The following is a 25,524-nucleotide window of genomic DNA, read 5'->3' as shown; positions in this document are numbered from 1 at the left end:
TTCAGGACGAAATGATGACGGTCATCGACAATCACGAGGCGCTTGCAGAGGACGGCGAATTGTCGGAAGCGAGCGCACGCGATTACTTCGAACTCTTGAAGCCACGGGTGATGTCGCTCGTGGTCTTCACCGCTTTTGCCGGCCTGGTGCTGGCGCCGGGCCATATCAATCCGGTCCTCGGCCTGATCGCCATCCTCTGCATCGCCGTCGGCGCCGGCGCCTCCGGTGCGCTCAACATGTGGTACGACGCCGATATCGACGCCATCATGAGCCGCACCGCCAAGCGTCCGATTCCGGCCGGCCGCATCGCGCCCTCCGAGGCGCTGGCCTTCGGCCTGGTGCTGTCGGGCTTTTCGGTCGTCATTCTCGGCCTTGCCGTCAACTGGCTGTCGGCCGGCATCCTCGCCTTCACCATCTTCTTCTACGCCGTCATCTACACGATGTGGCTGAAGCGCTCGACGCCGCAGAACATCGTCATCGGCGGTGCCGCCGGCGCCTTCCCGCCGATGATCGGCTGGGCCTGCGTGACGAATTCGGTGACGATCGAGAGCACCGTTCTCTTCCTGATCATCTTCCTGTGGACGCCGGCGCATTTCTGGGCGCTTGCCCTCTTCAAGATGCGCGATTACGAGGCCGTCGGCGTGCCGATGCTGCCGAACGTTTCCGGCGAGCGGGTGACCAAGCATCAGATCGTCGCCTATGCGGTGCTGACCGCGATCTGCGCGGTCCTGCCGTCCTTCCTGGGTTTTGCCAGCTACGGCTACGGCCTCGTCGCCGCCGCGCTCGGGGCGATCTTCGTCTACTGTTCCATCGCCGTCTGGCGCATGCCGGACGGCGATCTGAAGATGATCCCGGCGAAGAAGCTCTTCGCCTTCTCGATCTTCTATCTCTTCGCCGTGTTCTCCGCCCTGATGATCGACCGGCTGGCCGCAATGCTGGTCTCGTATGCGGGAGGTTCGTTCTGATGGATCTGGTCAAGCTCACCGAAAAGCAGATGAAGTCGCGCCGCAACCGCAACATCGCCCTCGGGCTGGTGCTTGCCGGCCTCGTCGTGCTTTTCTATGCAATTACGATCGTGAAGATCGGCGGGGGAACGGCCGGATGAGCGAAACCGCCGCCCCACGCAAGAAGCAGGGCCGCAACAACGGCGCCGTCGTCATGATGTGCCTGAGCTTCGTCTTCGGCATGGGGGCGATGAGCTATGCCGCCGTGCCGCTCTACCGCATCTTCTGCCAGGTGACCGGCTATAACGGCACGACGCAGCGCGTCGATCAGATGTCGAGCGTCGTGCTTGACCGGACGATGCGGGTGACCTTCGACGCCAATGTCGCGCCGGGCCTGCAGTGGGATTTCAAGCCGGTCGAGCGCGAGGTCAATCCGAAGATCGGCGAAACCATCCAGGTTAATTTCACCGCCGTGAATCGCTCCAACGAGACCCAGCGCGGCCAGGCGGTGTTCAACGTCACGCCGGGCGAGGCGGGCGTCTATTTCAACAAGGTGCAATGTTTCTGCTTTACGGAAACGGACCTGAAGCCGGGCGAGAAGCTCGACATGCCGGTGGTATTCTATATCGATCCGGAAATCGTCAAGGCCGTGGAATCGAAGAACATCCATACGGTCACGCTGTCATATACGTTCTACCCGAAAGAGGGTCCGAAGCCTGTTGCTTCGAATGAGGGTGGAGCGGTGAAGATTGAAAAGAAACTTTGATCAAGGCTCGTTTCCGGCTATGCCGGGAGCGAAGTGAGGAAGACATCCGGGGATAGCTACATGGCCGATGCGCACCAGAAGAATCACGACTACCACATCATCGATCCGAGCCCGTGGCCGATTCTCGCCTCGTTCGGCGCCTTCATCATGGCGCTCGGCGGCGTCTGCTACATGCGTTACCTGAACGGCGGCTCCTTCAAGTTTGCCGGCATCGAGCTCGCCAATCCCTGGCTCTTCTACATCGGCCTCGTTGTCGTCCTCTACGTCATGTACGGCTGGTGGGCCGATACGGTGAAGGAAGCCCATGAGGGGGCCCATACGCGCGTCGTCTCGCTGCACCTGCGCTACGGCATGATCATGTTCATCGCTTCGGAAGTGATGTTCTTCGTCGCCTGGTTCTGGGCCTATTTCGACGCCAGCCTCTATCCGAACGAGGCGATCCAGGCCTCGCGGCTTGCCTACACCGGCGGCGTCTGGCCGCCGAAGGGTATCGAGGTCCTCGATCCCTGGCACCTGCCGATCTACAACACCGTCATCCTGCTGCTCTCGGGCACGACGGTCACCTGGGCGCACCATGCGCTGCTGCACAACGACCGCAAGGGCCTGATCCAGGGCCTGACGCTGACGGTGCTGCTCGGTATCTTCTTCTCCGCCGTCCAGGCCTACGAATATGCCCACGCGCCTTTCGCCTTCAAGAATTCGATCTATGGCGCGACCTTCTTCATGGCGACCGGCTTCCATGGTTTCCACGTCCTCGTCGGCACGATCTTCTTGGCCGTCTGCCTGCTGCGCGCACTGCGCGGCGACTTCACCCCGAAGCAGCATTTCGGCTTCGAGGCCGCCGCCTGGTACTGGCACTTCGTCGACGTCGTCTGGCTGTTCCTGTTCTTCTGCATCTACGTCTGGGGCGGCTGGGGCGCACCCGTCGCAGCCGGCTGATCGGAAGCGAGCTTCAAGTGAAAAGGCGGGCTTCGGCCCGCTTTTTTTGTGCGTAGTTCCCCACGCTCGCTGATCCCACGGCTGTTCGATTAGCGCCGAAAGCTGCCCCTCACCCTAACCCTCTCCCCGTAAACGGGGCGAGGGGACGTGCCTTGCGAGAGGTCAGCGGGGGGACGGAGAGGTTGCGGCAGACCTCCTTCGCCCCGTTCACGGGGAGAAGGTGCCGGCAGGCGGATGAGGGGCTCGTCCCCGCGATCGCTTGATACAAGACGAAACGCGTGAATGGATGCTCGGGTCAAGCCCGAGCACGACGGAGGGTGGGGCATACGATTCGCAAGAGCCGAACACTCATCCCGTGCTTTGTCATCGATAAGTATTTGCCTGACCTGGGAGTGATCAAGGGTGCTCCGTCCGCAAAATTCCTGAATTCATAGAGGAGTAGGCAATTTGGAGATTCCTGAGCGCTTTCACATTGTCGAAACCGAGGGATGGCTGGTGAACCACCGGATGAATTCCGCTCTTCCCGGTTATCTCATGATCAGCGCCAAGATGGACACGAACGATCTTTCAGATTTGTCCGCAGCCGCGTTGCAGGAGCTTGGTCCGTTGCTGGCGACAGCTCAGGACGTACTGAAACGAAAACTGGGCGCGCAACGCGTTTATATCGGCCGATATGGACACTCTCCCGGCTACCCCATCCATTTTCATGTGATCCCGATCTATGATTGGGTGGAGAAACTGTTCTGGAAAGACAGCCGGTATCGCGTGCTGCAGAATTTTGCGGACGGACCGGGAGAAACTTCGACAGACGGCGCGGAACTGACGTTGTTCGTCTGGCGCGAGTTTTGCGAGCGCGCGGAGCCGCCCCAGGTTGAAGGGCGATCCGTCACTGAGACCATTGAATTGCTGCGGGAGGCAATGCGACCTTGATCGCCAAACGCCTATCGGCGCGGGAGCGAAGAATCCTCCGTCGATCCGCCGCGACGATGGGATGGCCGGATTTCCTTGGCCATGAGCGGACTGCTTTTGCGCGCGTCAATCATGACCCAGCCGATCTTTTTGTAGAAGGGAACGGCATCTGGCGCCGCATGGACTTCCAGACGTCTGAGGCCATATGCCGCCGCTAGTTTCTCGACTTCGGACATCAACATCCGTCCGAACCCCTGTCTCTGATATTCCGGCATGATCGCGACAAGTCGCACGACACCGGTCGCGCCGTTCGCCAGATCGAGGCGAACTGTGCCGAGTGCCACGCCATCCTTCCTCATTAGAAGCGGCATATGGCGCGCGTCACGCTCATCCGGATGCTTGTCGTCGTAACCATCGAGGCCGCGCAGTTCGAATAATACATGCTGCCGAATGGCATGATAGGCTAGCCAATCCTCGGCCTCTTTCACGGGTAGAAGTTCTACTGCCATCAACGCCCGCCGGCGATCCGCTCGAATGCCGATGGCTCAGATATGCCGAGATCGAGCCGCTGGCGGATTGCTTCGGCGCATTCGAGAGCGGTGAGCACCGACGTATCGACCTCCATGTCGTAGATGCCCGGCCGGTGCACCTCGTCCTGCCAGCGTTGTACCGGTTCGGGAACCGGCACCTCTTCGGTGGCGCGGAGATAAAGCGTCTCGCGCCCTTCTTGTTCAAGCTCGCGCCGCTGCATGATCGTCTCGATCGGACAGCGCACGCCGACGAACAGCACGGAAAATCCATCGAGACGCCGGGCGCAGTCGGCAAGTATGCCGAGCGGGCGCGAATAGCTGTCGTGATGGCCGAGATCGGCGACCACATTGAGGCCCAATCCGGCATGGATGGCAATCGATTCGTAAAGGGCGGCATAGAGGAATGGGATCAGCTCTTCCAGCTCCGGCCGCTCGCCGCCGGGTCTGAGCCCGATGCCGGGCAGGTAGCGCTTCGGCGTCATGGCATTGTAGCTGTCGACGCCGAGGTTGATCCACGGCCCCTCGAATTCCTCCTGGATTGCCCGGGCAATGCTGGATTTGCCGCTGCGCGGTGCGCCGTTCAGGATAATGATCTGTCCGGCATGGCTGTCATTGGTCATCAGTCTTCTTCTTCTGTTTGGCGCGAATCAGTGAGGCGAAACCGCGCAGGCATTTCCATTCGGGATGCGAATACTTTATGGGAGAGTTAAGGCAGCATGGAATTGTCAGAAGGAATGGCATGAACGAGGACAGCGCGCATTTTCCCCCTGTCGACCCTGTTAAAACGGGCATCAAGGGCTGCTGCCCGCGTTGCGGCCAGGGCAAGCTGTTTGATGGCCTGCTCGGGGTAAAGCCGCGTTGCGCTTCCTGCGGTCTCGATTATTCCTTCGCCGATTCCGGCGACGGTCCCGCTGTCTTCGTCATCCTTATCGTCGGCTTTATCATCATCGGCATGGTGCTCTGGCTGCAGGTGAATTACGGCCCGCCGATCTGGGTGCATATCCTGCTGTTCGGGCCGCTGACCATCATCCTGTCGCTGCTGACGCTGCGCTGGTTCAAGGGCATCCTGATCGCCATGCAATACCGCCACAATGCCCGCGAGGGACGCCTGAGTGACTGAAGTAGAGCATGTAATGGCGCGCCGCCGGCTGCCTGTCATAACAGGCATGCTGGTGCTGATTGCGCTTGCCATCCTCATTTCGCTCGGCACCTGGCAGGTCGAGCGCCTCCACTGGAAAGAGGGCCTGCTCGCCGATATCGCCACGCGCCAGGCTGCCGCCCCGGTGCCGCTGGCCGACATCGAGGCGATGGCGGCATCCGGCGGCGATATCGAATACCGCAAGGTCACCGCCGCCGGCCGCTACATCAACAACAAGGAGAGGCATTTCTTCGCCACCTGGCGCGGCCAGACCGGCTTTTACGTCTACACCCCGCTCGAGCTTGCCGACGGGCGCGTGCTCTTCGTCAATCGCGGCTTCGTTCCCTATGAGAACAAGGAGCCGGAAATGCGCATGCAGGGCCAGCTGACGGATCAGCAGGCCGTCACCGGCCTGGCGCGGGCAAAACTTCCCGGCAAGCCCTCGTCGCTGGTGCCGGACAATGACGTCGCCAAGAACATCTTCTACTGGAAGGACCTCGACGTCATGGCCGAGAGCGTCGGGCTGGACAAGGCGCGCGTCCTTCCCTTCTTCGTCGATGCCGATTCCACACCCAATCCGGCCGGCCTGCCGATCGGCGGCGTCACCCAGGTCGACCTGCCGAACGACCATCTGCAATATGCCCTGACCTGGTACGGCCTGGCCGCCGTGCTCGTCGTCGTCGTGGCGATCTCCTGGTTCCGCAAACCCGGCAAGGCGCCTCGGCAATAGTATCGCTTCAATTCTCGGCCATATTGGGCTAGAGGTCGGTTGCCCCGCACGCGGGACGTCGCTGTTGAAGCTGGACGTTGCCAAGTTCTCCCTCATTCCTGTGCTCGTCACAGGAATCCAGTGCGCCCAAGTCATTGGGCGCGGAAGATGGACTTGGATGTCGACGGTCATTCACGGCGCCGACGCGCCGTGGCTGGATTCCTGTGACGGGCACAGGAATGAGGAATGCATAACGGAACAGACATGAATATTGCGGCGAAACCTCCCTTGACGATCAGGCTCTGCGGGCCGCGCGGCTTCTGCGCCGGCGTCGACCGCGCCATCCAGATCGTCGTGCTGGCGCTGAAATCCTATGGCGCCCCGGTCTATGTGCGCCACGAGATCGTCCACAATCGTTATGTCGTCGAGGGGCTGGAGGCCAAGGGCGCCGTCTTCGTCGAAGAGCTGGACGAGATCCCGGCCGAGCATCGCGCCCAGCCGGTCGTCTTCTCCGCCCATGGCGTGCCGAAATCCGTACCGGAGGATGCGGTAAACCGCAATCTCTTCTATCTCGACGCCACCTGTCCGCTGGTTTCCAAGGTCCATAAGCAGGCAATGCGCCACAATCGCCTCGGCCGCCACGTCGTCCTGATCGGTCATGCCGGCCACCCCGAGGTGATCGGCACCATGGGCCAGCTGCCGGAGGGATCGGTCTCGCTGATCGAGACGATCGAGGATGCCGACGCCTATGCGCCCGCCGACCCGGACAACCTCGGCTACGTCACCCAGACGACGCTCTCGGTCGACGACACCGCCGGCGTCATCGCCCGCCTGCACGAGCGTTTTCCCAACCTGACCGCGCCGGCCGCCGATTCGATCTGCTATGCGACGACCAACCGCCAGGAAGTGGTGAAGCAGGCGGCCCCCGGCTGCGATCTCTTCATCATCGTCGGCGCGCCGAATTCCTCCAATTCCAAGCGCTTGGTCGAAGTGGCGCTGCGGGCGGGGGCGAAGAAATCGATTCTCGTGCAGCGCGCCGCCGAACTCGACTGGGACGAGATCGGCGCGATCTCGACGCTCGGCCTTTCCGCCGGCGCCTCCGCCCCCGAGGTCATCGTCAACGAGATCATCGAGGCGTTCCGCGCCCGCTTCGACGCCCGCGTCGAACTGGCCGAAACGGTACAGGAAACCGAGAATTTTCTGGTCAACCGCGAATTGCGCAGCATCGAGCTGACGGCGGCCGACATGGCCTTCGTCAACGGCTAGAACAGGATGATTTTAGGCCCGGTCGGCCTAAAATCTGAATCCTGTTCTAAATTAAAGAGTTAGAGCATGATGTCGTCCGAAAACCGCTGACACTTTTCGGCATCATGCTCTAGGCCGTCATCGCGGCCCCGGCCATCCATCATCCATAAGCAAAGACGAGACCTCACTTGGCAGTCTATACCGATATCGCCGAAGACGATCTGAAATGGTTCCTGACCGAATATGACGCGGGAAGCCTGCTCTCCTACAAGGGCATCGCCGAAGGTGTGGAAAATTCGAATTTCCTGCTGCACACCTCCAAGGAACCGCTGATCCTGACGCTCTATGAGAAGCGCGTGGAAAAGAGCGACCTGCCGTTCTTCCTCGGCCTGATGCAGCATCTTGCCGCCCGCGGCCTCTCCTGCCCGCTGCCGCTGCCGCGCCGCGACGGCGCGCTGCTCGGCTCGCTCTCCGGCCGCCCGGCGGCGCTGATTTCCTTCCTCGAAGGCATGTGGCTGCGAAAGCCGGAGGCGAAACACTGCCGCGAGGTCGGCCGGGCGCTCGCCCAAATGCATGTGGCGGGTGCCGGTTTCGAGCTGAAGCGCCCGAACGCACTGTCGCTCGATGGCTGGCGGACGCTCTGGGAAAAATCCGAGGCGCGCGCCGACGAGGTCGAGCCCGGCCTGCAGGATGAGATCCGCAGCGAACTCGATTTCCTCGCCGCCGCCTGGCCGAAGGGTCTGCCGGCCGGCGTCATCCATGCCGATCTTTTCCCCGACAACGTCTTCTTCCTCGGTGATCAGCTCTCCGGCCTGATCGATTTCTATTTCGCCTGCAACGACCTGCTCGCCTATGACGTTTCGATCTGCCTGAATGCCTGGTGCTTCGAAAAAGACGGCGCCTACAACATCACCAAGGGGACGGCGATGCTCGAGGGTTACCAGAGCGTGCGCCCCTTGAGCGGCGAAGAGATCGCGGCTTTGCCGGTGCTGTCGCGCGGATCGGCGCTGCGCTTCTTCCTGACGCGGCTCTATGATTGGCTGACGACGCCCGAGGGCGCCATGGTCACCAAGAAGGACCCGCTCGAATATCTGCGCAAGCTGCGCTTCCACCGCCAGATAGGCTCGGCCGCCGAATACGGATTGAGCCTATGAAACACGTCGATATCTTCACCGACGGCGCATGCTCCGGCAATCCCGGCCCCGGCGGCTGGGGCGCCGTGCTGCGTTATGGCGACGTCGAAAAGGAGCTTTGCGGCGGCGAGGCGGACACGACCAACAACCGCATGGAACTGCTGGCGGCGATCTCCGCCCTGCAGGCGCTGAAGACCCCTTGCGAGGTCGATCTCTATACCGACAGCGCCTACGTCAAGGACGGCATCTCCAAATGGATTTTCGGCTGGAAGAAAAACGGCTGGAAGACATCGGACAAGAAGCCGGTGAAGAACGCCGAACTCTGGCAGGCGCTGGAGGAAGCCCGCAACCGCCACAAGGTGACGCTGCACTGGGTCAAGGGCCACGCCGGCCACCCGGAAAACGAACGTGCGGATGAACTGGCGCGCCGGGGTATGGAGCCGTTCAAGAAGGGCAAGGCGGTTTCGTTTTAAAGAGGCAGATAGTGGGCAGGATTGTATCCTCCCCCGCTCCCTCGGGCTTGTGACGGGTCAAAGATGGACGTGGCGATGCCACGATTCCCCTTCTCCCCAGCGGGGGTCCGAAGGACGGGCGAGACCCGTGGCTCGCCCCGGTCGATGCCGGCAGGCAGATGAGGGGGTGCGCGGCGGAGCCGCGAATGCGCTGAGCGTAGGCGAAGGGCAAGGAATGGCGTGCCGTGTGGCCGCCTCATCCGACCCTTCGGGCCACCTTCTCCCCGCGGGGGAGACGAGGGAGCAAGCAGCGACCTTGGTAGCCCATATGGGCCCACGGCATGAAATGATGCTTATCAAAAAAGTACGCTCTCACTCCACCTACTGCCTCGCCACCGCCGCCCCCTGGATCAGCCGGTGCAGATATTCGAGCTTGGCCACGACAGGTGAAGACAGCACGAAGGGGTAGGAGTCTGGTTGGCCCATGCTGCGCTGGATGGCGTTGATCGCCAGGCTGAGGGGCACCCAGGCGCTGACCAGCTGCTCGGCGCTTTTTGCCCTGTAAGGGATGAAATCCACCTCGCCTGATATTTCTTCGTGGCCGCGCGGATCGATGGCGATGCCGAAGGCGCGCGCCGTCTCCAGCGTGTCGACGATATGGAGGTAATGGGCGAAGCATTCGGCGAAATCCTCCCAGGGGTGGGAGGCCGCATAGGCGCTGATGAAATTGTTTTGCCATCCCAGAGGCGCGCCGCCAGCATAGTGATTTTGCAGGGCGGCCGCATAATCCTGCCGTTCGTCGCCGAAGACAGCGCGGAAGTCCGAAAGGCCGTCGCGGTCGCGCACCAGTTTGTTCCAGATGAAATGGCCGGCCTCGTGGCGGAAATGGCCAAGCAGCGTGCGATAGGGCTCGTTCATCGAGCTGCGCGCCTGTTCGCGCGTCGCATCGTCGGCTTCCGCCGCGCGGATGGTGATGAGGCCTTCCTCGTGGCCGGTCATAGCAGGCACGACATAGCCGTTATCCTGCAGCGAATCCTCGAGGAAATCGAAGACCAGCCCGCCTTGCGGATCTTGCGCCCGGTCGGGATGCGGCAGCTTCCAGCGCAACAGCGAATAGAACAGATGGCGCTGCGCCTGGCCGATGCGCCGCCAGCGACCGATGCCGTCCTCGGTATCGGTGTTCGGCACCAGCCGGTTGTGGCGGCAGGCGGCGCAGAACTCGCTGTCGCCGTCGCCCTCCACCAGCCAGTTGCAGATGTCGAGGCCGGCATTGGCGCAGAAGCGCACCTGCCGCTCGGGATCGGCAACGAGCTGCCAGACCATCTCGTCGCGCGGCTCCAGCGCATGCATGGCGAGATCACCGGGCAGGAAACCGAGGCGATGATTGCAGCGCACGCAGTGGCGGTTGTCGAAATGGACGACCTGATCGCAATTGTCGCAGGCAAAAAGCTTCATCGTATTGATCTCAGCAAAGCGGCGGCGGATTAAAAATGCCCGCCGCGCGAAGCGCAGCAGGCATGGTTCATCAAGGATGCGCTTGTGGTTCAGAGCCGGTCGACGGCGCCCTTGAGCTTGTCCTTGACCTTGCCGGTTGCGACCTGTCCCTTGCCTTTGGCTTCCTGGACGGCGCCCTTGGCCTGCATGTCGCGATTGCCGGTGGCCTTGCCGACGGCCTGCTTCGTCTTGCCGGCAATTTCGTTGGCCTTGCCTGAAATCTTGTCGCTGGTGCTACCCATAGGTCATGTCTCCTTGGTCGGCGTCGGACCTCTCGTCCGCGCCGGAAGGAAACGTCACTTGCGGCTATTCGTTCCAGCGCGCGTCAAGCCCGCCGCCGCGAGATGTTAGGCGTGTCCGGCCTCGGCCGAAAGCATGGCGGCGGTCACGCCCATGCCGGCGAGCGCCCGCTCGTATTTGTCCTCGAGGCTGCGGTCGAAGATCAGTTCTTCATTGGCCGGGCAGGTGAGCCAGCCATTGTTGGCGACCTCGGTTTCGAGCTGGCCGGCGCCCCAGGAGGAATAACCGAGCAGCATCGTCGCCCGCTTCGGCCCGACGCCCTTGGAGATGGCGCGCACGATGTCGAGCGTCGCCGTCAGGCAGATATCGTCGCTGACCGGGATCGAGGAGTCGCTGGAATAATCGTCCGAATGCAGCACGAAGCCGCGGCCGCTTTCCACCGGGCCGCCGGTCTGGATCGGGAAGTCGCGGGCGCGCTGCGGCAGCACGATCGGCTCTTCCTGCTTGATCATGTCGAGATGCAGCAGCACATCGGTGAAGGTCAGGCTCTGCGGCCGGTTGATGACGAAGCCCATGGCGCCGGCATCCGAATGCGCGCAGATGTAAATCACGGTGCGCGCAAAATTGCGGTCCTCCATGCCGGGCATGGCGATGAGGAATTGGCCATCGAAGAAGCCACGTTCCCGTCTGTTCTTCAGCGTCGATAAGGACATCGTTCCTCCTGCTGCCAGACCGCACCAAGGCCCCGACAAGAGAAGGATGGGCCAATGTCACCAATCAATCAACTGAAAATGAAGATTATGTGGCCGTCCGCTTCTGGCGGCCAAACGGGACTTTCGGTAAACCTTTGTTCCATGATGATTATTTCTTTGGCACCGCGCCGGCTTTTCATGGCGGCCATTTCGCTCGCCGCAGCGCTCGCCCCGTTTTGTTCCGCGCAGGCGGAAATGAGCGCCTGGGCCGAGGCCGAGGGCGGCCGCATGCGCCTCGTGGCGCTGGCGCCCGATGCCGGCGGCAAAATCCGCGCCGGCCTGCAGATCCAGCCGAAACCCGGCTGGATCACCTATTGGCGCGAGCCCGGCAACAGCGGCATCCCGCCTCACGTCACCATCGCCCCGGAAAGCGGCGTGGCGCTCGATGCCATCGGCTATCCCGTCCCCAAGCATTTTTTCAAGGGCGGGATCGAGGATATCGCCTATGACGCACCGGTGACGCTGCCATTGTCGCTGACGGCATCAGGCAACGGCCCGGTCGCGATCGACGCGACGGCCTTCATCGGCATCTGCAAGGACATCTGCATCCCCTTCCAGGCGAATTTGGCGGTGAAGCTCGGCCCGGCCAAGCAGTCGCAGCCGGAGGAAAAGGGGATCCTCGCGGCCGCCGATGCCGCCTTGCCGAAGCCGCCTTCGGCCGATTTCAAGGTCGCGGCGTACGCCATGACGTCCGACAGGACGGCGCTGTCGCTGACGCTCACCCTGCCCGGCGGGGGAAGCGGCGGCGCGCCCGATATCATCGTCACCGGCCCGAGCGGCTATGCTTTCACCAAGCAGGTCGGCGGCAAACGCGATGGCGCAGCCTTCAAGACCGACATTGCAATCGGCAAGCTGCCGAAGGATTATGACCTATCCGGCAAGCGCTGGAGCGTGCTTGTCATCGATGGCGACAAGGCGATGGAGACCACGCTTGCCTTTGACTGACCGGCACTTATAGTCGCCCCATCCCCGGCGGCGCCCGCCGCCAGCCCGAACCCCAAGAAGCCCGAACCCCGAGGAGAAAACCCATGACCATCGCGATTGGCGACAAGCTTCCGGCCGCCACCTTCAAGCAAAAGACCGCCGACGGCCCGGTCGAAATCACCACCGATCAGCTCTTTGCCGGTAAGCGCGTCGTGCTGTTTGCCGTGCCGGGCGCCTTTACGCCCACCTGCTCGCTGAACCACCTGCCGGGTTACCTCGAAAACCGCGACACCATCCTCGCCAAGGGCGTCGACGACATCGCCGTTCTGGCCGTCAACGACTGGCACGTGATGGGCGCCTGGGCGCAATCCTCCGGCGGCTTCGGCAAGATCCACTTCCTCGCCGATTGGGACGCCGGCTTCACCAAGGCCGTCGGCCTCGAAGCCGACCTCTCCGCCGGCGGCCTCGGCCTGCGCTCCAAGCGCTATTCGATGCTGGTCGAAGATGGCGTCGTGAAGGCCCTCAACGTCGAGGAAAGCCCCGGCCAGGCCACCGTCTCGGGTGCTGCCGCGATGCTGGAACTGCTTTGAGTTTTCATTGCTGACAGTAAAAGGGGCGGCCGGTCGGCCGCCTTTCCGAGTTGTCAATCGTCGAGAAACTCGCTCAGCGCAGCATTGAACGCCGATGCCGACTCGACATTGACGATATGACGCCCCGGCAATGACAGATGACGACCCTGCCGCACACGAACGGCGATGCTCTCCAAATCGGACGGCGGACATACCGGATCTTCTTTTCCTGAGACGGCAAGCAGGGGGTTGGTGATCCGCGTGATTTCTTCCCGCAAATCCGTGGTTGCCAGAGCCGCGCAACCGCCGATATAGCCCTGGACCGTTGTCGCGGTGAAACGATCGAGAATGTCGCGCACGATGCCAGGTTGGTCGGCGTTGAACGCCGGCGTGAACCAGCGTTCTGCCGTGGCCGCGGTAAGCCCGCCAAGGCCGTTTTCCCGCACGGCCTCCATACGCGCGACCCAGCTTTCGGCGGTGCCGATCCTGGCGGACGTCGCACACACAACGATCTTGCCCAGACGTTGTCCGGCATGAATGCCCAGCCATTGCCCGGTCAGGCCGCCGATGGACAGGCCGCAGAAATGCGTTTGCTCTATCTCCAGCGCATCGAGCAGCGCGAGGACATCCTTGCCGAGGTCTGACAGCGCATAAGGCGGCGGCGGCGCCGACGAGTGACCGTGGCCGCGGCGGTCATAACGCAGCACGCGGTGGTGCTGTGACAATGCGGCTGCCTGTGCATCCCACATGTGCAGATCGGTTCCGAGCGAATTGCAGAACATGAGCCACGGCTTGCCTGCCGCACTCCTGTCACCGTCGATGCGATAGTGCAGGCGGTGGCTGGCGAGATCGAGATAGGGCATGGCTTGACGACTTTCGGTTTTTAGAAGTGTCTGGAGGTAATTTCCCGACGATCCGGCCGAACCTCCTATCCAGGCGTCGGCGCAGTTGCGACGCGAAGGCGCCGGCGGCCACATCGGGATGGCCGTCGGCGGAAGCATGCGTTCCGCACTCTTATGCGGCAGCCAGCACGATGGCGCCGGCGCGGCGGGCGTTGCTGATCGCGAAGACCAGCATGGCGAGCGCCGAGACCGCCGCGGGAATCGCGAAGATCAGGAAGTTCTGCTGCAGCGGCAGCTGTTGTGCCAGAAGCACGCCACCGAGGGTCGGGCCGACGATGGCACCGATACGACCCACGCCGGACGCCCAGCCCAGCCCCGTCGAACGGACGGAGAGGTTATAGAGCTGCGCGACGCTCGCATAAAGCAGGATCTGCGTGCCGATGGTGGTGGCGCCGGCGATGAAGATCGCCAGGAACAGCAGCCCGGCAGGCAGATTGAAACCAATCAGCGCGATCGACAGGGCCGCCGCCACGAAGAAGCCGACGACGACCTTCGGAAGGCCGAACCGGTCGCCCAGCCAACCGCCGGCGATGGCGCCGACCATGCCGCCGAAGTTGAGTGAGAAGAGGCTGACAAGGCTCGCTCTTTCGGCATAGCCGGCTTCCTGCAGCACTTTCGGCAGCCAGGACGACAGCAGATAGACAAGCAGCAGGCAGCAGAAGAACGCCACCCAGAGCATGAGCGTGCGCAACGTGCGCTGGTGGCGGAACAGTTCGGCGACCGATGCGGACGCGCCCTTGGTTTCGGTGAAGACCAGCATGTCGTCTTTGCCGAGGCGCGCCAACGGATCGATCTTCGCATAGATCCGTCTGGCTTTCTCCTGCTGGCCCTGGCGGATCAGAAAGCCAAGGGATTCGGGCAGCTTCCAGAGCACCAGCGGCAGCATCAGCAACGGCAGGGCGGCGACGAAGAACATCGGCTGCCAGCCATATTGCGGGATCATGCCGATGCCGAGCCCTGCGGCAACCATGCCGCCGACGGAATAACCGGAGAACATCAGCGCGACGATGGTGCTGCGGAGCCGCTTAGGAGCATATTCGTTCATCAGCGCCACCGCATTGGGCATCAATCCGCCGCAGCCGAGACCGGCGACGAAGCGAAAGATTTTGAACTGGTCGGGTGAACTGGCAAAACCGGTCAGAAGGGTGGAAAGGGTGAAAAGCACGAAGCTGATCGCAATGCCCTTCTTGCGTCCGATCCTGTCGGCCAGGGAGCCGAAAGCGAGGGCGCCGAACATCATCCCGAACAGCGCCCAGGCCTGCAGCGCGCCGGCCTGCGGTTTGGTCAGGCCCCATTCCGCAATCAGCGTCGGCAGCACGGTGCCGGCGACGAAGACGTCATAACCGTCGACGATCAGCAGCAGCGCGCAGAGCGCCACCACCGACCACTGAAATCTTCCGAATGGATTGTTGTCTATCGCTTCATTCACATCGATCGTGCGCATCATGGCTCCTCCCTGAGTTTTAACGCAGTCAGTGTTGAGATGTCAGCCGGTATCGCCCCCAGCCACGGGCAGCACGCTGCCGGTGATGTAGGACGCTTCGTCCGAGGCGAGGAACAGGATCGGCGCTACCTGTTCCTCGATGGTCCCGTACCGCTTCATGAGACTGGATTGCTTCACCTGGCCGACGACTTCGGCCATCCAGGCCTTCTCCGCATTCGTATCGCCCGCGCCATTGCGCGGAATCCGACGCGCCGGCGCTTCCGTGCCGCCCGGTGCGGTGGCGACGACGCGGATGTTGCGCTCAGCCAGTTCCATGGCAAGCGACTGGGTGATGGCGTTCACGCCGCCCTTGGCCGCCGAATAAGGCACGCGATGGATGCCGCGCGTTGCATTCGAGGATATGTTGACGATGGTGCCGCCGCCCCGCGCGAAGAGATGCGGCAGGACGGCATGGCAGCAATAGAGCGTCGGCATCAGCGAGCGGCGGATCTCCGCGTCGATCTGCTGCGCTTCGAATTCCGCGAAGGGGCGCATGCGGATGGCGCCGCCGACATTGTTGATCAGGATATCGATGCCGCCGAAGCGTTGCTCGGCGAAGCGCATCGCGGAAACCGCGCCGTCATAGGTCTCCAGATCGGCATTGAAGGCGGCAGTTTCGGCGGTGCCGGCTTCGGCTGCGATCTCCGCCACGAAATCGGCGCGGTCGACGAACAGCACCTTGCCGCCCTCTTTCGCGGCACGGACGGCCACGGCACGGCCGATGCCCTGCGCGGCGCCGGTAACGACCAGCACCTTGCCGTCAAACCGACCGGTGACGCGCGGCGCGCTCATGCTGCCTCCTTCGCCGCCGCATTGGGCGTGAATTTTTCGTATTGGAAGCTGTTGGGCTTCACGCCGTTGTCGTCGAAATGCTTGCGCACCGCATCGACCATCGGCGGGGGACCGCAGAGATAGACGTCGACATCGCCGTCATGAAGCAGCTTGGCCGGCATATGTTGCGTAACCCATCCCTTACGCGGATGGCTCGAGGCCTCCTCGGCCACCACCGTGGTGAAGCTGAAGTTGGGCAGGCGCGCGGCATAGGCCTCGATCTCGTCGACGAGAACCAGATCGAGATCGCGCGTCACGCCGTAGATCAGATGGATTTCCTGTTCCGATCCTGCGCGGGCAAGAACCTCGAGCATCGAGAGGAACGGCGCAAGACCGGTGCCTCCGGCCAAAAACAGAAGCGGCCGCTCGACGCTGCGCAGATAAAAGCTGCCCAGGGGGCCGGTCAGATTGAGCCTGTCACCGGGCTGGGCCTTGGCAAGCCAGCTGCTCATCAATCCACCCGGGATTTTCTTGATCAGGAAGCCGATGCGTTGTTCGCCCGGCGCTGTGCTGAACGAATAGGAACGGCTCCGGCCGCTGCCCGGCACGTCGATGTTGACATACTGGCCGGGCAGGAAGGAGGGAGCGGCCTCTGCGTCCACATCCAGTTCCAATACGATCGCTGCATCCTTGTGCGGCACGACAGTCGCCACCGTGGCGGTGAATTTCTGTTGCCCCGTCTTGCAGGCGGTCGATGTCGTCGGCACGGCTATGACGCAGTCGGATGAGGGCCTCATCTGGCAGGTCAGCACCAGCCCGGCCTCTGCCTCGTCGGCGGTAAGCGCGTCATCGATAAAATCATCGCCGAGATCGTAGGAGCCGCTCTCGGCGCGACACTTGCAGGTGCCGCAGACGCCGTCGGAACAGTCCATCGGCAGGTTGATCTTGGCGCGATAGGCCGCGTCGAGAACCTTCTCGCCGCTCTTGCACCCGATGAAACGGGTTACGCCGTCTTCAAAATTCAATGCGATCTTGTAGCACATGACTGCTCCTCAAAGTCTCGGCTGCGCGCGCCGGCCTTCAGATGTGGTAGACGTCGATGACCTGGCGGATGTAATCGTTCTTCAGCACGATTTTCTTCTTTGCGATCAGAAGGTTGTCACCGTGCTTGCGCAGAGTGACGAACATTGTGCCGAAGAACTGGTCGGTGACCTTGTAGCGGTGGTTCAGCGTGTGGAAGTTGTAGCGCACGTCCACTTCCCCGCTCCGATCCGCCAGTACCTCGACATTGGTCACGTTGTGGCTGGTTCGAGGCTCGGGGGTCGACGCGCCAGACCGCTCGGTCTTGATCCGAAACACGCGGTCTTCCAGGCCGTCGCGGTTCGGGTAGTAGATCAGCGAAATCTGCGACTGAGGGTCTTCGGTAATCCGATCGTCGTCATCCCAGGCCGGCATCCAGTAGGTCACGTCGGGTGCATAGCAGGTCAGCCATTCGTCCCACTCGCGATCGTCCAGGAGACGCGCTTCCCGATAAAGGAACGCGCAGATGGCGTCATGGGAAATGCTCATGGGACAACTCCGTTCTTTTCGGCGGACAGTGCCTGGCGCATCACCCTGGCCCAGTATTCGTGCTGGCGAACGAACAGGCCCTCGTCCTCGCTGCGCTCGCCCGACAGCAGCGGTGCGATGCCCATCTGCTTCGCGTTTTCGTCAGGACCGTCGATCCAGAGCGGCGCGCCCCGCGACAGGTCGTTCCAGAGCGCTGCGGTGCCTGCATATCCGGACTGGCAGGCGCGGAATTCTTCCAGGTCGTCGGCCGTGCCCATGCCGGACACGTTGAAGAAATCCTCGTATTGGCGGATGCGGAGCCGGCGATCAGCCTCGCTTTCGCCCTTCGGCGCGAAGCAGAAGATATTGATTTCGGTCTTGTCGACGCTGATCGGGCGGGTCACACGGATCTGCGTGCTGAACTGGTCCATCAGGAACACATTCGGGTAGAGGCAGAGGTTGCGGGTCTGGTTGACGATGAAGTTTGCCTTCTCGGCGCCGACGCGGGCTGCGATCTCGTCTTTCTGATCGTAGATAGGACGCACTTCGGGGTTCATCGTGTTGGTCCACAGCAGGATGTGGCCGTTCTCGAAACCATAGACGCCGGCAATCGATTTGCTCCAGCTGTTGGCGTCGACCGCCTTCGTGCCCTCTTCCTTGCGCCGCCCCATTGTTGCGGCGTAGTTCCAGTGCACGGAACTGACGTGATAGCCGTCGCAGCCGTTTTCCATCTGCAGCTTCCAGTTTCCGTCGTAGATGTAGGACGAATTGCCCCGCAGCACTTCAAGCCCGTCCGGCGCCTGGTCGACGATCTGGTCGATGATGACCTTCGTCTCGCCGAGATAGTCCGCGAGCGTCGCGACCTCATCATTCAGGCTGCCGAACAGAAAGCCCCGATAATTCTCGAACCGGGGAACGCGCTTCAGGTCGTGCGAACCGTTCTGCGCGAACTGAGGCGGATACTGGGTGGTCTTCTCGTCCTTGACCTTGAGCAGCTTGCCGGTGTTGGAAAAGGTCCAGCCGTGGAAGGGGCAGGTGAAGCTGCCCTTGTTGCCGTGCTTGCGGCGGCACAGCATCGCGCCGCGGTGGGCGCAGGCGTTGATGACCGCGTGCAGCTCGCCGTTTTTGTCGCGAGTGATGACGACCGGCTGACGGCCGATATAGGTCGTGTAATAATCGTTGTTTTCCGGAATCTGACTCTCATGGGCCAGATAAACCCAATTGCCTTCGAAGATATGTTTTATCTCCAGCTCGAAGAGGTCTTCGTCGGTGAAGATGTCCCGGCGGCAACGGAACAGGCCGGCCTCCTTGTCGTCCTGCACGGCAGTGGCAAGCAGATGATCGAGGTCTCTTGCTTTGTCGATGATCGCAGACATGGTTTTTCTCCCGCAAAGTGCGCAATAACCGGCGCAACCTTTGCAACAGTGTCGATGATGACGATGATATGCGGGCTGGCGGCTATTCAGCCGCCCTCCTTGCCGTTTACGCGGCGGCGCGTTTGCGCTGTTCGTTGATCTGGTTGTCGATGCCGTCCACCAGTGCGGTCAGATGGATGTCGAACGTGATCTCGGCGAACGGGCCGCTCAAACCATTGGCCTTGATGCTGGCCTCGTCGCTGCGCTCGATCAGGGCCGGAACCAGGCCGTCTCGCGTCGCATAGGCAAAATCGTCGTTGACCAGCGGATCGCCTTCGATGTTGATCTGGGTCGTCAGCTTGCGATGGCCGTCGGCGCTGATGAAGAGATGGATATGCGCCGGCCGCTGGCCGTGGCGCCCGAGGGCGGAAAGCAGCTGTTCCGTCGGGCTGCCCGGCGGCACGCCATAGCCGTGCGGCACGATGCTCTGGAATTTGTAACAGCCCTGTTCGTCAGTCACGATCGTGCGGCGCATGTTGAACGGCGCCTGCTTGCCGGTCGGGTCGAAATGCGAATAGAACCCGCGGGTGTCGCAATGCCAGACTTCGACAGTCGCACCCGGCTGCGGCTTGCCGTCAGAACCATAGACGGTGCCGTGCATGATCAGTGTGTGACCATTGGCGTCGGTGCCGTCATCGAGACGGGCAAAGCCGTGACAGACCGGTGCGCCGGCCACATAGAGCGGACCCTCGATCGTGCGCGGCGTCGGATTTTCGATGCCCAGCGCCTCATCGATCGCATCGAGGCGTTCGTCTAGGAAATGATCGAGACCGAGACCGGGCGAGATCAGGCCGGCCTGGCCGGCGGCGCCGATCTCATTGAGCCAGGCAATGCCGCTCCAATATTCGTCGGGGGTGATATCGAGATCGTCGATCGCCTTGAACAGGTCGGACATGATCCGATGGACGATCAGTTTGACGCGCGGATTGCCGCTGTCCTTGTCGAGGCCGCTGAGGACACTCAGAAAGTCCTGAATGTCGGGCCTGCCGAAAATCTTCACGCTCATTTTTTCCTCCTCTTGGATTGCTCAGAAAGTCGATGCGGCTTCCGTCCCGCGCCGAACATGGCGCTAGGTGTCGTCCTCGCGGATCGCCGAGGGATGCCGCAGCAGCGGCGTCACTTCGATGTCCATGAACTTAAACAACGGCAGCCCCGACAGGATCTCGTGCAGCTCCGTATTGTCCTTCACGTCGAAGATGCTGTAGTTCGCGTATTCACCGGCAATGCGCCAGATATGCCGCCATTTGCGGCTGCGCTGCAGCTCATGCGAATAGGCCTTTTCCCGCGCGATGATCTCCGCCGCCTCCGCCGAGGGTAGATCATGGGGAATCTTCACATCCATCCTTACATGGAAAAGCATCATCGCCTCCCTTATCCGGCAATGCTGATCGTCTTGCGTACTCTGCCCCGAACAAAGAACGCCATGCGATCCTCGTCCAGTTCGATCCCCAGTCCCGGTCCGCTGGGAATGGTCAGTTCGAAATCGCTGTAATCCAAAGGCGTGGCGAGGATCTCTTCGGTCAGCAGCAGCGGGCCGAAAAACTCCGTGCCCCATTGCAGATCCTTCACGCCGGCCATCAACTGCGCAGCAGCGATCGTGCCGATCGGCCCTTCGAGCATGGTGCCGCCATAGATGCCGATGCCGGCCGTCTCGGCGATGGCGACGACCTTGGCGGCGGCGAACAGGCCGCCTGCCTGCTCGATCTTGATCGAGAACACGTCAGCTGCGTGCGCCGTCACCGCTTCGAGCGCGCTTTCGGGACCGACGAGCACTTCATCGGCCATCATGGCGATCGGCGACCCGCGCGTCAGCCGGGCAAGCGGCGCCACACCGCACACCGGCTGCTCCACCAAGACGCAGCCCGCATCGGTGAGTGCCGCAATCGCATTGCGCGCCTCGCGTTCCCGCCAGGCCATGTTCACGTCCACACGAACCGAGGCCATGTCCGGCAGCGCCTTGCGGATGGCCGCCACGTGGCGGATATCCTCCTTGATCGACTTGACGCCGATCTTCAGCTTGAAGTCCTTGTGGCGGCGCCGGTCGAGCAGCGCCTGCGCCTCTTCGATATCCTTTGCGGTATCGCCGGACGCGAGTGTCCAGGCAACCGGCAGTTTCTCGCGACGCCGGCCGCCGAGCAGCTCCGACATCGACACGCCGAGGCGGCGGGCCTGGCAATCCAGCAACGCGGATTCAACGGCGCATTTGGCAAAGTGATTGCCCTTTACCGCCTTCCGAACGAGATCCATCGTCGCCTGTACGCGCGTCGGGTCGCGGCCGAGAAGCAGCGGCGCGATATATTCGTCGATGGTGAGCTTCATGCCTTCCGGGCTCTCCGGCCCGTAGGCGAGACCGCCGATGGTCGTGCCTTCACCGAGGCCATCGATTCCATCGGAGCAGCGAACACGCACGATCGTCATGCTCTGGCGGCTCATGGTGACCATCGAGAGCGTGTGCGGCCGGATGGTCGGCAGATCGAGTATAGTAGCCTCGATGGAAACGATCCGAATTTCCGCGCGCACTGCACTTCCTCCCTTTATTTGCAGGAAGGCTAGCCCTCGTTTAGGGTAAGGTCCAAGACTATATAGGTCGAACTCTATACCTGGGAGGTATAATAGGAATGGAGCTGCGCCAACTCCGCTATTTCGTGGCGGTTGCCACCGAGCGCAATTTCTCGCGCGCCGCGGAAATTCTCCACATCGCCCAGCCGCCGCTCAGCCGGCAGATCCAACAGCTGGAGGAGGAGCTCGGCGTAAGCCTGATCGACAGGTCCAAGCGGCCGCTGAGCTTGACGGAGGCGGGACGGTTCTTCTTCGACCAGACCTCGCAGATCATCGCCCGGCTCGAGCATATCCGTGATCAGACCCGGAGAATAGGAAAGGATCAGCGCGAACGGTTCGTCATCGGCTGCGTCGGCTCCACCCTCTATGGAGGCATGCCGGACCTCGTCAGGCGCATGCGGCAGCGCTGGCCCGACCTCGATATCGAGATCCGGGAAATGATGTCTACGGAACAGGTGACTGCGCTCAAGGAGCGACGCATCGATCTGGGTTTCGGCAGGGTGCGTTTCAACGACAGGGAAGTCGAACGGCTGACGCTCCGAGAGGAGCGGCTTGTCGTCGCCTTTCCGAAGAACCATGCCAAATCCATCGCCAAGGAGCCTATCGCGCTTTCCGAGTTGGAGGGGGAATCCCTGATCATCTATCCCTCGACGCCCCGGCCAAGCTTTGCGGACGAGACGCTGAACCTGCTTGGCGAGATCAACGTCAATCCCGGACATGTCGAGGAGGTTCGCGAAATCCAGACGGCGCTGGGCATGGTCGCTGCGGGCGCCGGCCTCTGCATCATCCCCGCGGCCTCGCAGCGCCAGCGGCCGGACGATGTCTGCTATCGCATGATTGCCGACGAGAGAGCGACCTCACCCATCATCATGAGCTATCGCCGTGACGAAGCCGGCGGTCGGATCGAATCGATAAAGCAGGTTATCCGCGAAATGTATGCCGACAATCCACCCTGGCTCCAACTCTCCAATGTCCATCTGGATGCGCTCGAGAGTTGACGCAGGCCCGCCGGATGTGCCTCGTTCGCTCCCTTGAGGATCCATCGCGCTCAGGCTGACCCCGACCGGCATCCTAAGTGGAGCACACGCCCGACGGCGAGTTTGCCAGAAACGCACCCCCCCGTCTCCGTCATCCCAGGCCTCCGAGCCTGGGATCCACGCCCAGTCCGATCGAGGGCAGAGTGGATCCTCGGGTCAAGCCCGGAGGACGGAGGGTGGGGTGGCTTGCGGAGCAAGACAGCACGGTATGGCAGAATGCACGCGTGCGGCACGGCCGCAGCATTATGAACCAAATTCGGCTCTGAGCGTCCGGCTGTCAAATGGCCGCACCTTGCCGTCCCGCAATATCAAACCCGTCAAGAGGCTCCGCCTCAATCTCGCCGCAATCGTTATAACATAACCGTAATGTTATTACATTGTCAGGATGAGCCATGCACCCGAACCCCGATCGCCCCTCCATCAGCCTTATGGGGCAATCGGCCTTATCCCGGGTGATCGGCATCTCGCTGGGCATTGCCGCGCTCTGGCTGGCCATTCACTGGGCGGTTCTGCTGCCATGACGCCGTTGATCCGTCTCGATGATCTCACGGTCGCCTATGATCGCCACCCCGCCGTCCATCATGTCTCCGGCGCCTTTGCGCCGGGCAGCCTGACGGCGATTGCCGGGCCGAATGGGGCGGGCAAGTCGACGCTGCTGAAGGCGATCATGGGGGAGCTTCGTCCGGCCGAGGGCAGGGTCGAGCACCGGCTGAGGCGGGCAGAATTCGGCTATCTCCCGCAGGCGGCCGAGATCGATCGGCGTTTCCCGATCTCGGTCATCGACACCGTCATGCTCGGCGCCTGGAAGAGCAGGGGAGCCTTCGGCCGCGTGGCACCCGCCGATCTCGAAAAGGCGGGCGAGGCGCTGGCCGCTGTCGGCCTCGACGGTTTCGGCAGGCGCCATGTCGGCTCGCTCTCGGCCGGTCAGTTCCAGCGCGTGCTCTTTGCCCGCCTGCTCCTGCAGGATGCCGGGGTCATCCTGCTCGACGAGCCGTTTACGGCCATCGATGCCCGCACGACCAGGGATCTGCTCGACATCGTTTCCCGCTGGCACGGCGAGGGGCGCACCGTCATCGCCGTGCTGCATGATTTCGAGCTCGTCCGGACGCATTTTCCCGAAACCCTGCTGCTCGCCCGCGAGCTTGTGGGCTGGGGCCCGACCGCCGATGTCATGTCGTCCGCCAATCTCATGAAGGCTCGCGCCATGGCCGAGCGCTGGGATGAGGACGCGGCGGCCTGCGCCCGCCAAGAGGCGCCGGCGGCATGACGGCCTACGATCTCTTCCTCGCGCCCTTTGCCGATTTCGGTTTCATGCGCCGCGCCCTCATCGCCTGCCTCTGCCTCGGGCTCGGCTCGGGGCCGATCGGCGTCTTCCTGATGCTGCGGCGCATGAGCCTGATGGGCGACGCCATGAGCCATGCGGTGCTGCCGGGGGCGGCGATCGGTTATCTCGTCGCCGGCTCGCTGTCGTTGACGGCGATGGGCCTCGGCGGCCTGGTCGCCGGCCTGTCGGTGGCGCTGCTGTCCGGCGCCGTCAGCCGCATGACCGTGCTGCGCGAGGATGCGAGCTTTGCGAGCTTCTATCTCGCTTCGTTGGCGCTGGGCGTGCTGATCGTCTCGCTGCGCGGCTCGAATATCGATCTCTTGCACGTGCTCTTCGGCACCATCTTGGCGATCGACGCACCGGCGCTTTATCAGATCGGCGCCATCACCTCGCTGACGCTTCTCATCCTCGCCGCCATCTACCGGCCGCTCGTGGCCGAATGCTTCGACCCCGGTTTCTTGAGAGCCGTCGGCGGGCGCGGACCGATCTATCACGTCCTCTTCCTGCTGCTCGTGGTGCTGAACCTCGTCGCCAGCTTCCAGGCGCTCGGCACGCTGATGGCGGTCGGCCTGATGATGCTGCCGGCGGCCATCGCCCAGCTCTGGTCGCGCAGCTTGGCCGTGATGATGCTGATTGCCACCGCCAGTGCGGCCGCCGCCGGCTATCTCGGCCTGATCGCCTCCTACCATCTCGAGCTCGCCTCCGGCCCGACGATCATCATGACGGCAGCGCTGATCTACGCCTTCTCAATCCTCTTCGCGCCCTCCGGCATCGCCCGGCGCTTCTTTCCCCGCCCGCATCTGAAGGGCTGATTTCAAGGAGACTTCGATGATTTCGCGCAGACTGCTTCTCTCCGCCGCCGCACTTTCCGCGCTGATGGCGCTGTCGGCCGCACCCGCTTCGGCCGAAACGCTGAAGGTCGTGGCGTCCTTCACCGTGCTTGCCGATGTCGTGAAACAGGTCGGCGGCGACCATGTTCATGTCACGAGCCTCGTCGGGCCGAACGGCGACCCCCATGAATTCGAGCCGTCGCCGGCCGACGCGAAGAATTTGAAGGCGGCCGAAGTGACTTTCGTCAGCGGCGAAGGGCTGGAAGGCTGGATGGACCGGCTGATCACCGCCTCGGGCTACAAGGGCAAGCCGGTGACGGTTTCCGAAGGCATCAGCACCCGCACCATGGAAGAGGACGGCAAGACCATCACCGATCCGCATGTCTGGAACAGCCCTGTGAACGTCAAGGTCTGGGTCGCCAATATCGAAAAGGCGCTGTCATCAGCCGATCCCGCCGACGCTGCCGCCTTCAAGGCCAATGCCGAGAAATATACCCAGAAGCTGGATGAGCTGAACGCCTACGCCCATACGAAATTCGATACGATCGCTGAGGACCGCCGCCAGGTGCTGACGAGCCACGACGCCTTCGGCTATTTCGGCCGCGAATACAAGGTGAGCTTCCTCGCACCGCTCGGTCTCTCCACCGAGAGCGAAGCCTCGGCCGCCGATGTCGCCAAGCTGATCGAACAGATCAGGAGCGAGCACGTGAAGGCCTATTTCTTCGAAAATTCCAACGACCCGCGCCTGGTCAAGCAGGTCGCCAAGGCAACGGGTGCGGAGCCCGGCGGCGAGCTCTATGTCGAATCGCTGTCCGACGCCAAGGGACCGGCGCCGACCTACGAGAAAATGTTCCGCTACAATGTCGATCAGCTCGCCGCCGCCATGGCGAAATCGAGCTGACGGCCGATCG

31 protein-coding genes are annotated in these 25,524 nt (G+C 62.5%); 17 read left to right on the top strand and 14 right to left on the bottom strand.

The window, feature by feature from the left end:
* Window positions 1–14: 14 nt before the first annotated feature.
* The 5 genes from CO671_RS29395 to CO671_RS29375 all read left to right on the top strand — a co-directional run bounded on the left by CO671_RS29395 (window position 15) and on the right by CO671_RS29375 (window position 3,579).
* Complete coding sequence (locus CO671_RS29395) at window positions 15–965, top strand: heme o synthase (protein WP_097608866.1); 951 nt, start codon at window positions 15–17, stop codon at window positions 963–965.
* Window positions 965–1,105, top strand: coding sequence for a hypothetical protein (locus CO671_RS33900; protein WP_092752087.1), 141 nt, complete (start codon window positions 965–967; stop codon window positions 1,103–1,105). Before CO671_RS29395 ends, CO671_RS33900 begins: the two co-directional genes overlap by 1 nt.
* Window positions 1,102–1,710, top strand: a complete 609-nt coding sequence (locus CO671_RS29385) for a cytochrome c oxidase assembly protein (RefSeq protein ID WP_097608856.1) — start codon at window positions 1,102–1,104, stop codon at window positions 1,708–1,710. The genes CO671_RS33900 and CO671_RS29385 overlap by 4 nt, the downstream gene beginning before the upstream one ends.
* Window positions 1,711–1,770: 60 nt before the next feature.
* On the top strand, window positions 1,771–2,649 hold the full coding sequence (locus tag CO671_RS29380; protein ID WP_097608855.1) for a cytochrome c oxidase subunit 3: 879 nt from the start codon (window positions 1,771–1,773) through the stop codon (window positions 2,647–2,649).
* 447 nt (window positions 2,650–3,096) lie between these two features.
* Window positions 3,097–3,579 carry an HIT family protein gene (locus tag CO671_RS29375; RefSeq protein WP_097608854.1) on the top strand — a complete coding sequence of 161 codons (483 nt, stop codon included), beginning with the start codon at window positions 3,097–3,099 and terminating at the stop codon, window positions 3,577–3,579.
* An 11-nt stretch (window positions 3,580–3,590) separates the two neighbouring features.
* Here CO671_RS29375 and CO671_RS29370 read toward each other — a convergent pair whose 3' ends face one another.
* Together CO671_RS29370 and CO671_RS29365 are read right to left on the bottom strand one after the other, a co-directional pair.
* A complete protein-coding gene (locus CO671_RS29370; protein ID WP_097608853.1) occupies window positions 3,591–4,067 on the bottom strand; it encodes a GNAT family N-acetyltransferase in 477 nt (158 codons plus the stop codon).
* Window positions 4,067–4,708, bottom strand: a complete 642-nt coding sequence (locus CO671_RS29365) for a chloramphenicol phosphotransferase (RefSeq protein WP_097608852.1) — start codon at window positions 4,706–4,708, stop codon at window positions 4,067–4,069. Before CO671_RS29365 ends, CO671_RS29370 begins: the two co-directional genes overlap by 1 nt.
* A 119-nt stretch (window positions 4,709–4,827) precedes the next feature.
* Between CO671_RS29365 and CO671_RS29360 the strand changes: the two genes are divergently transcribed.
* From CO671_RS29360 to rnhA, 5 genes are all read left to right on the top strand, one after another.
* Entirely contained in the window at window positions 4,828–5,208 is a 381-nt protein-coding gene (locus tag CO671_RS29360; RefSeq protein ID WP_010029252.1) for a DUF983 domain-containing protein, read from the top strand.
* On the top strand, window positions 5,201–5,956 hold the full coding sequence (locus CO671_RS29355) for an SURF1 family protein (RefSeq protein WP_097608851.1): 756 nt from the start codon (window positions 5,201–5,203) through the stop codon (window positions 5,954–5,956). The genes CO671_RS29360 and CO671_RS29355 overlap by 8 nt, the downstream gene beginning before the upstream one ends.
* A gap of 243 nt (window positions 5,957–6,199) precedes the next feature.
* Window positions 6,200–7,201 carry a 4-hydroxy-3-methylbut-2-enyl diphosphate reductase gene (gene ispH, locus CO671_RS29345; RefSeq protein WP_010032185.1) on the top strand — a complete coding sequence of 334 codons (1,002 nt, stop codon included), beginning with the start codon at window positions 6,200–6,202 and terminating at the stop codon, window positions 7,199–7,201.
* A gap of 167 nt (window positions 7,202–7,368) precedes the next feature.
* Window positions 7,369–8,334: a homoserine kinase gene (locus CO671_RS29340; protein ID WP_064686219.1), complete on the top strand. Its 966-nt coding sequence runs from the start codon at window positions 7,369–7,371 to the stop codon at window positions 8,332–8,334.
* Window positions 8,331–8,786 (top strand): ribonuclease HI, encoded by a 456-nt coding sequence (gene rnhA, locus CO671_RS29335; RefSeq protein WP_010032196.1) that lies wholly within the window; start codon window positions 8,331–8,333, stop codon window positions 8,784–8,786. The genes CO671_RS29340 and rnhA overlap by 4 nt, the downstream gene beginning before the upstream one ends.
* A 360-nt stretch (window positions 8,787–9,146) precedes the next feature.
* Here rnhA and CO671_RS29330 read toward each other — a convergent pair whose 3' ends face one another.
* From CO671_RS29330 to CO671_RS29320, 3 genes are all read right to left on the bottom strand, one after another.
* Complete coding sequence (locus CO671_RS29330; protein ID WP_097608849.1) at window positions 9,147–10,220, bottom strand: putative zinc-binding metallopeptidase; 1,074 nt, start codon at window positions 10,218–10,220, stop codon at window positions 9,147–9,149.
* A gap of 89 nt (window positions 10,221–10,309) precedes the next feature.
* Window positions 10,310–10,501, bottom strand: a complete 192-nt coding sequence (locus CO671_RS29325; protein WP_010032200.1) for a CsbD family protein — start codon at window positions 10,499–10,501, stop codon at window positions 10,310–10,312.
* Window positions 10,502–10,606: 105 nt separating this feature from the next.
* Entirely contained in the window at window positions 10,607–11,212 is a 606-nt protein-coding gene (locus CO671_RS29320) for a YqgE/AlgH family protein (protein WP_097608848.1), read from the bottom strand.
* Between the two features lie 141 nt (window positions 11,213–11,353).
* Here CO671_RS29320 and CO671_RS29315 point away from each other — a divergent pair, with 141 nt between their 5' ends.
* Entirely contained in the window at window positions 11,354–12,196 is an 843-nt protein-coding gene (locus tag CO671_RS29315) for a protein-disulfide reductase DsbD domain-containing protein (RefSeq protein WP_170965071.1), read from the top strand.
* A gap of 83 nt (window positions 12,197–12,279) precedes the next feature.
* The gene (locus CO671_RS29310; RefSeq protein ID WP_097608847.1) at window positions 12,280–12,765 is read left to right on the top strand and encodes a peroxiredoxin; all 486 of its coding nucleotides are present in this window, start codon (window positions 12,280–12,282) and stop codon (window positions 12,763–12,765) included.
* A gap of 53 nt (window positions 12,766–12,818) precedes the next feature.
* Here the strand turns inward: CO671_RS29310 and pcaD are convergent, their stop codons facing one another.
* The 9 genes from pcaD to CO671_RS29265 form a co-directional block, all read right to left on the bottom strand.
* A complete protein-coding gene (pcaD, locus tag CO671_RS29305) occupies window positions 12,819–13,607 on the bottom strand; it encodes a 3-oxoadipate enol-lactonase (protein ID WP_097608846.1) in 789 nt (262 codons plus the stop codon).
* A 151-nt stretch (window positions 13,608–13,758) separates the two neighbouring features.
* Entirely contained in the window at window positions 13,759–15,093 is a 1,335-nt protein-coding gene (locus CO671_RS29300; protein WP_097608845.1) for an MFS transporter, read from the bottom strand.
* A 39-nt stretch (window positions 15,094–15,132) separates the two neighbouring features.
* On the bottom strand, window positions 15,133–15,921 hold the full coding sequence (benD, locus tag CO671_RS29295; protein WP_097608844.1) for a benzoate diol dehydrogenase BenD: 789 nt from the start codon (window positions 15,919–15,921) through the stop codon (window positions 15,133–15,135).
* Window positions 15,918–16,943: a benzoate 1,2-dioxygenase electron transfer component BenC gene (gene benC, locus CO671_RS29290; RefSeq protein ID WP_097608843.1), complete on the bottom strand. Its 1,026-nt coding sequence runs from the start codon at window positions 16,941–16,943 to the stop codon at window positions 15,918–15,920. The genes benD and benC overlap by 4 nt, the downstream gene beginning before the upstream one ends.
* Before the next feature lie 37 nt (window positions 16,944–16,980).
* Window positions 16,981–17,469 (bottom strand): benzoate 1,2-dioxygenase small subunit, encoded by a 489-nt coding sequence (gene benB / locus CO671_RS29285; RefSeq protein WP_009997079.1) that lies wholly within the window; start codon window positions 17,467–17,469, stop codon window positions 16,981–16,983.
* Window positions 17,466–18,824 carry a Rieske 2Fe-2S domain-containing protein gene (locus CO671_RS29280; protein WP_097608842.1) on the bottom strand — a complete coding sequence of 453 codons (1,359 nt, stop codon included), beginning with the start codon at window positions 18,822–18,824 and terminating at the stop codon, window positions 17,466–17,468. Before CO671_RS29280 ends, benB begins: the two co-directional genes overlap by 4 nt.
* 106 nt (window positions 18,825–18,930) lie before the next feature.
* A complete protein-coding gene (catA, locus tag CO671_RS29275; RefSeq protein WP_097608841.1) occupies window positions 18,931–19,869 on the bottom strand; it encodes a catechol 1,2-dioxygenase in 939 nt (312 codons plus the stop codon).
* A 63-nt stretch (window positions 19,870–19,932) separates the two neighbouring features.
* Window positions 19,933–20,223: a muconolactone Delta-isomerase gene (gene catC, locus CO671_RS29270; RefSeq protein ID WP_097608864.1), complete on the bottom strand. Its 291-nt coding sequence runs from the start codon at window positions 20,221–20,223 to the stop codon at window positions 19,933–19,935.
* An 11-nt stretch (window positions 20,224–20,234) separates the two neighbouring features.
* Window positions 20,235–21,383, bottom strand: a complete 1,149-nt coding sequence (locus CO671_RS29265; RefSeq protein ID WP_097608840.1) for a muconate/chloromuconate family cycloisomerase — start codon at window positions 21,381–21,383, stop codon at window positions 20,235–20,237.
* A gap of 98 nt (window positions 21,384–21,481) precedes the next feature.
* Between CO671_RS29265 and CO671_RS29260 the strand changes: the two genes are divergently transcribed.
* The 5 genes from CO671_RS29260 (at window position 21,482) to CO671_RS29245 (ending at window position 25,514) form a co-directional block, all read left to right on the top strand.
* Window positions 21,482–22,420, top strand: a complete 939-nt coding sequence (locus tag CO671_RS29260; RefSeq protein ID WP_010032541.1) for a LysR family transcriptional regulator — start codon at window positions 21,482–21,484, stop codon at window positions 22,418–22,420.
* 431 nt (window positions 22,421–22,851) lie between these two features.
* On the top strand, window positions 22,852–22,980 hold the full coding sequence (locus CO671_RS34540; protein WP_280953061.1) for a hypothetical protein: 129 nt from the start codon (window positions 22,852–22,854) through the stop codon (window positions 22,978–22,980).
* Window positions 22,977–23,726, top strand: coding sequence for a metal ABC transporter ATP-binding protein (locus CO671_RS29255; RefSeq protein ID WP_097608839.1), 750 nt, complete (start codon window positions 22,977–22,979; stop codon window positions 23,724–23,726). Before CO671_RS34540 ends, CO671_RS29255 begins: the two co-directional genes overlap by 4 nt.
* Entirely contained in the window at window positions 23,723–24,595 is an 873-nt protein-coding gene (locus CO671_RS29250) for a metal ABC transporter permease (RefSeq protein ID WP_097608838.1), read from the top strand. Before CO671_RS29255 ends, CO671_RS29250 begins: the two co-directional genes overlap by 4 nt.
* A 16-nt stretch (window positions 24,596–24,611) precedes the next feature.
* Window positions 24,612–25,514: a zinc ABC transporter substrate-binding protein gene (locus CO671_RS29245; RefSeq protein WP_097608837.1), complete on the top strand. Its 903-nt coding sequence runs from the start codon at window positions 24,612–24,614 to the stop codon at window positions 25,512–25,514.
* The last annotated feature ends 10 nt before the right edge of the window (window positions 25,515–25,524 follow it).

The sequence above is a fragment of the Rhizobium sp. M10 genome (genome assembly GCF_002531955.1).
In the GTDB taxonomy this organism is placed as follows: Bacteria; Pseudomonadota; Alphaproteobacteria; order Rhizobiales; family Rhizobiaceae; genus Rhizobium; species Rhizobium etli_C.
The sequence above is the reverse complement of the archived record's forward strand: the minus strand, read 5'-3'. Positions and strand labels throughout refer to the sequence as shown.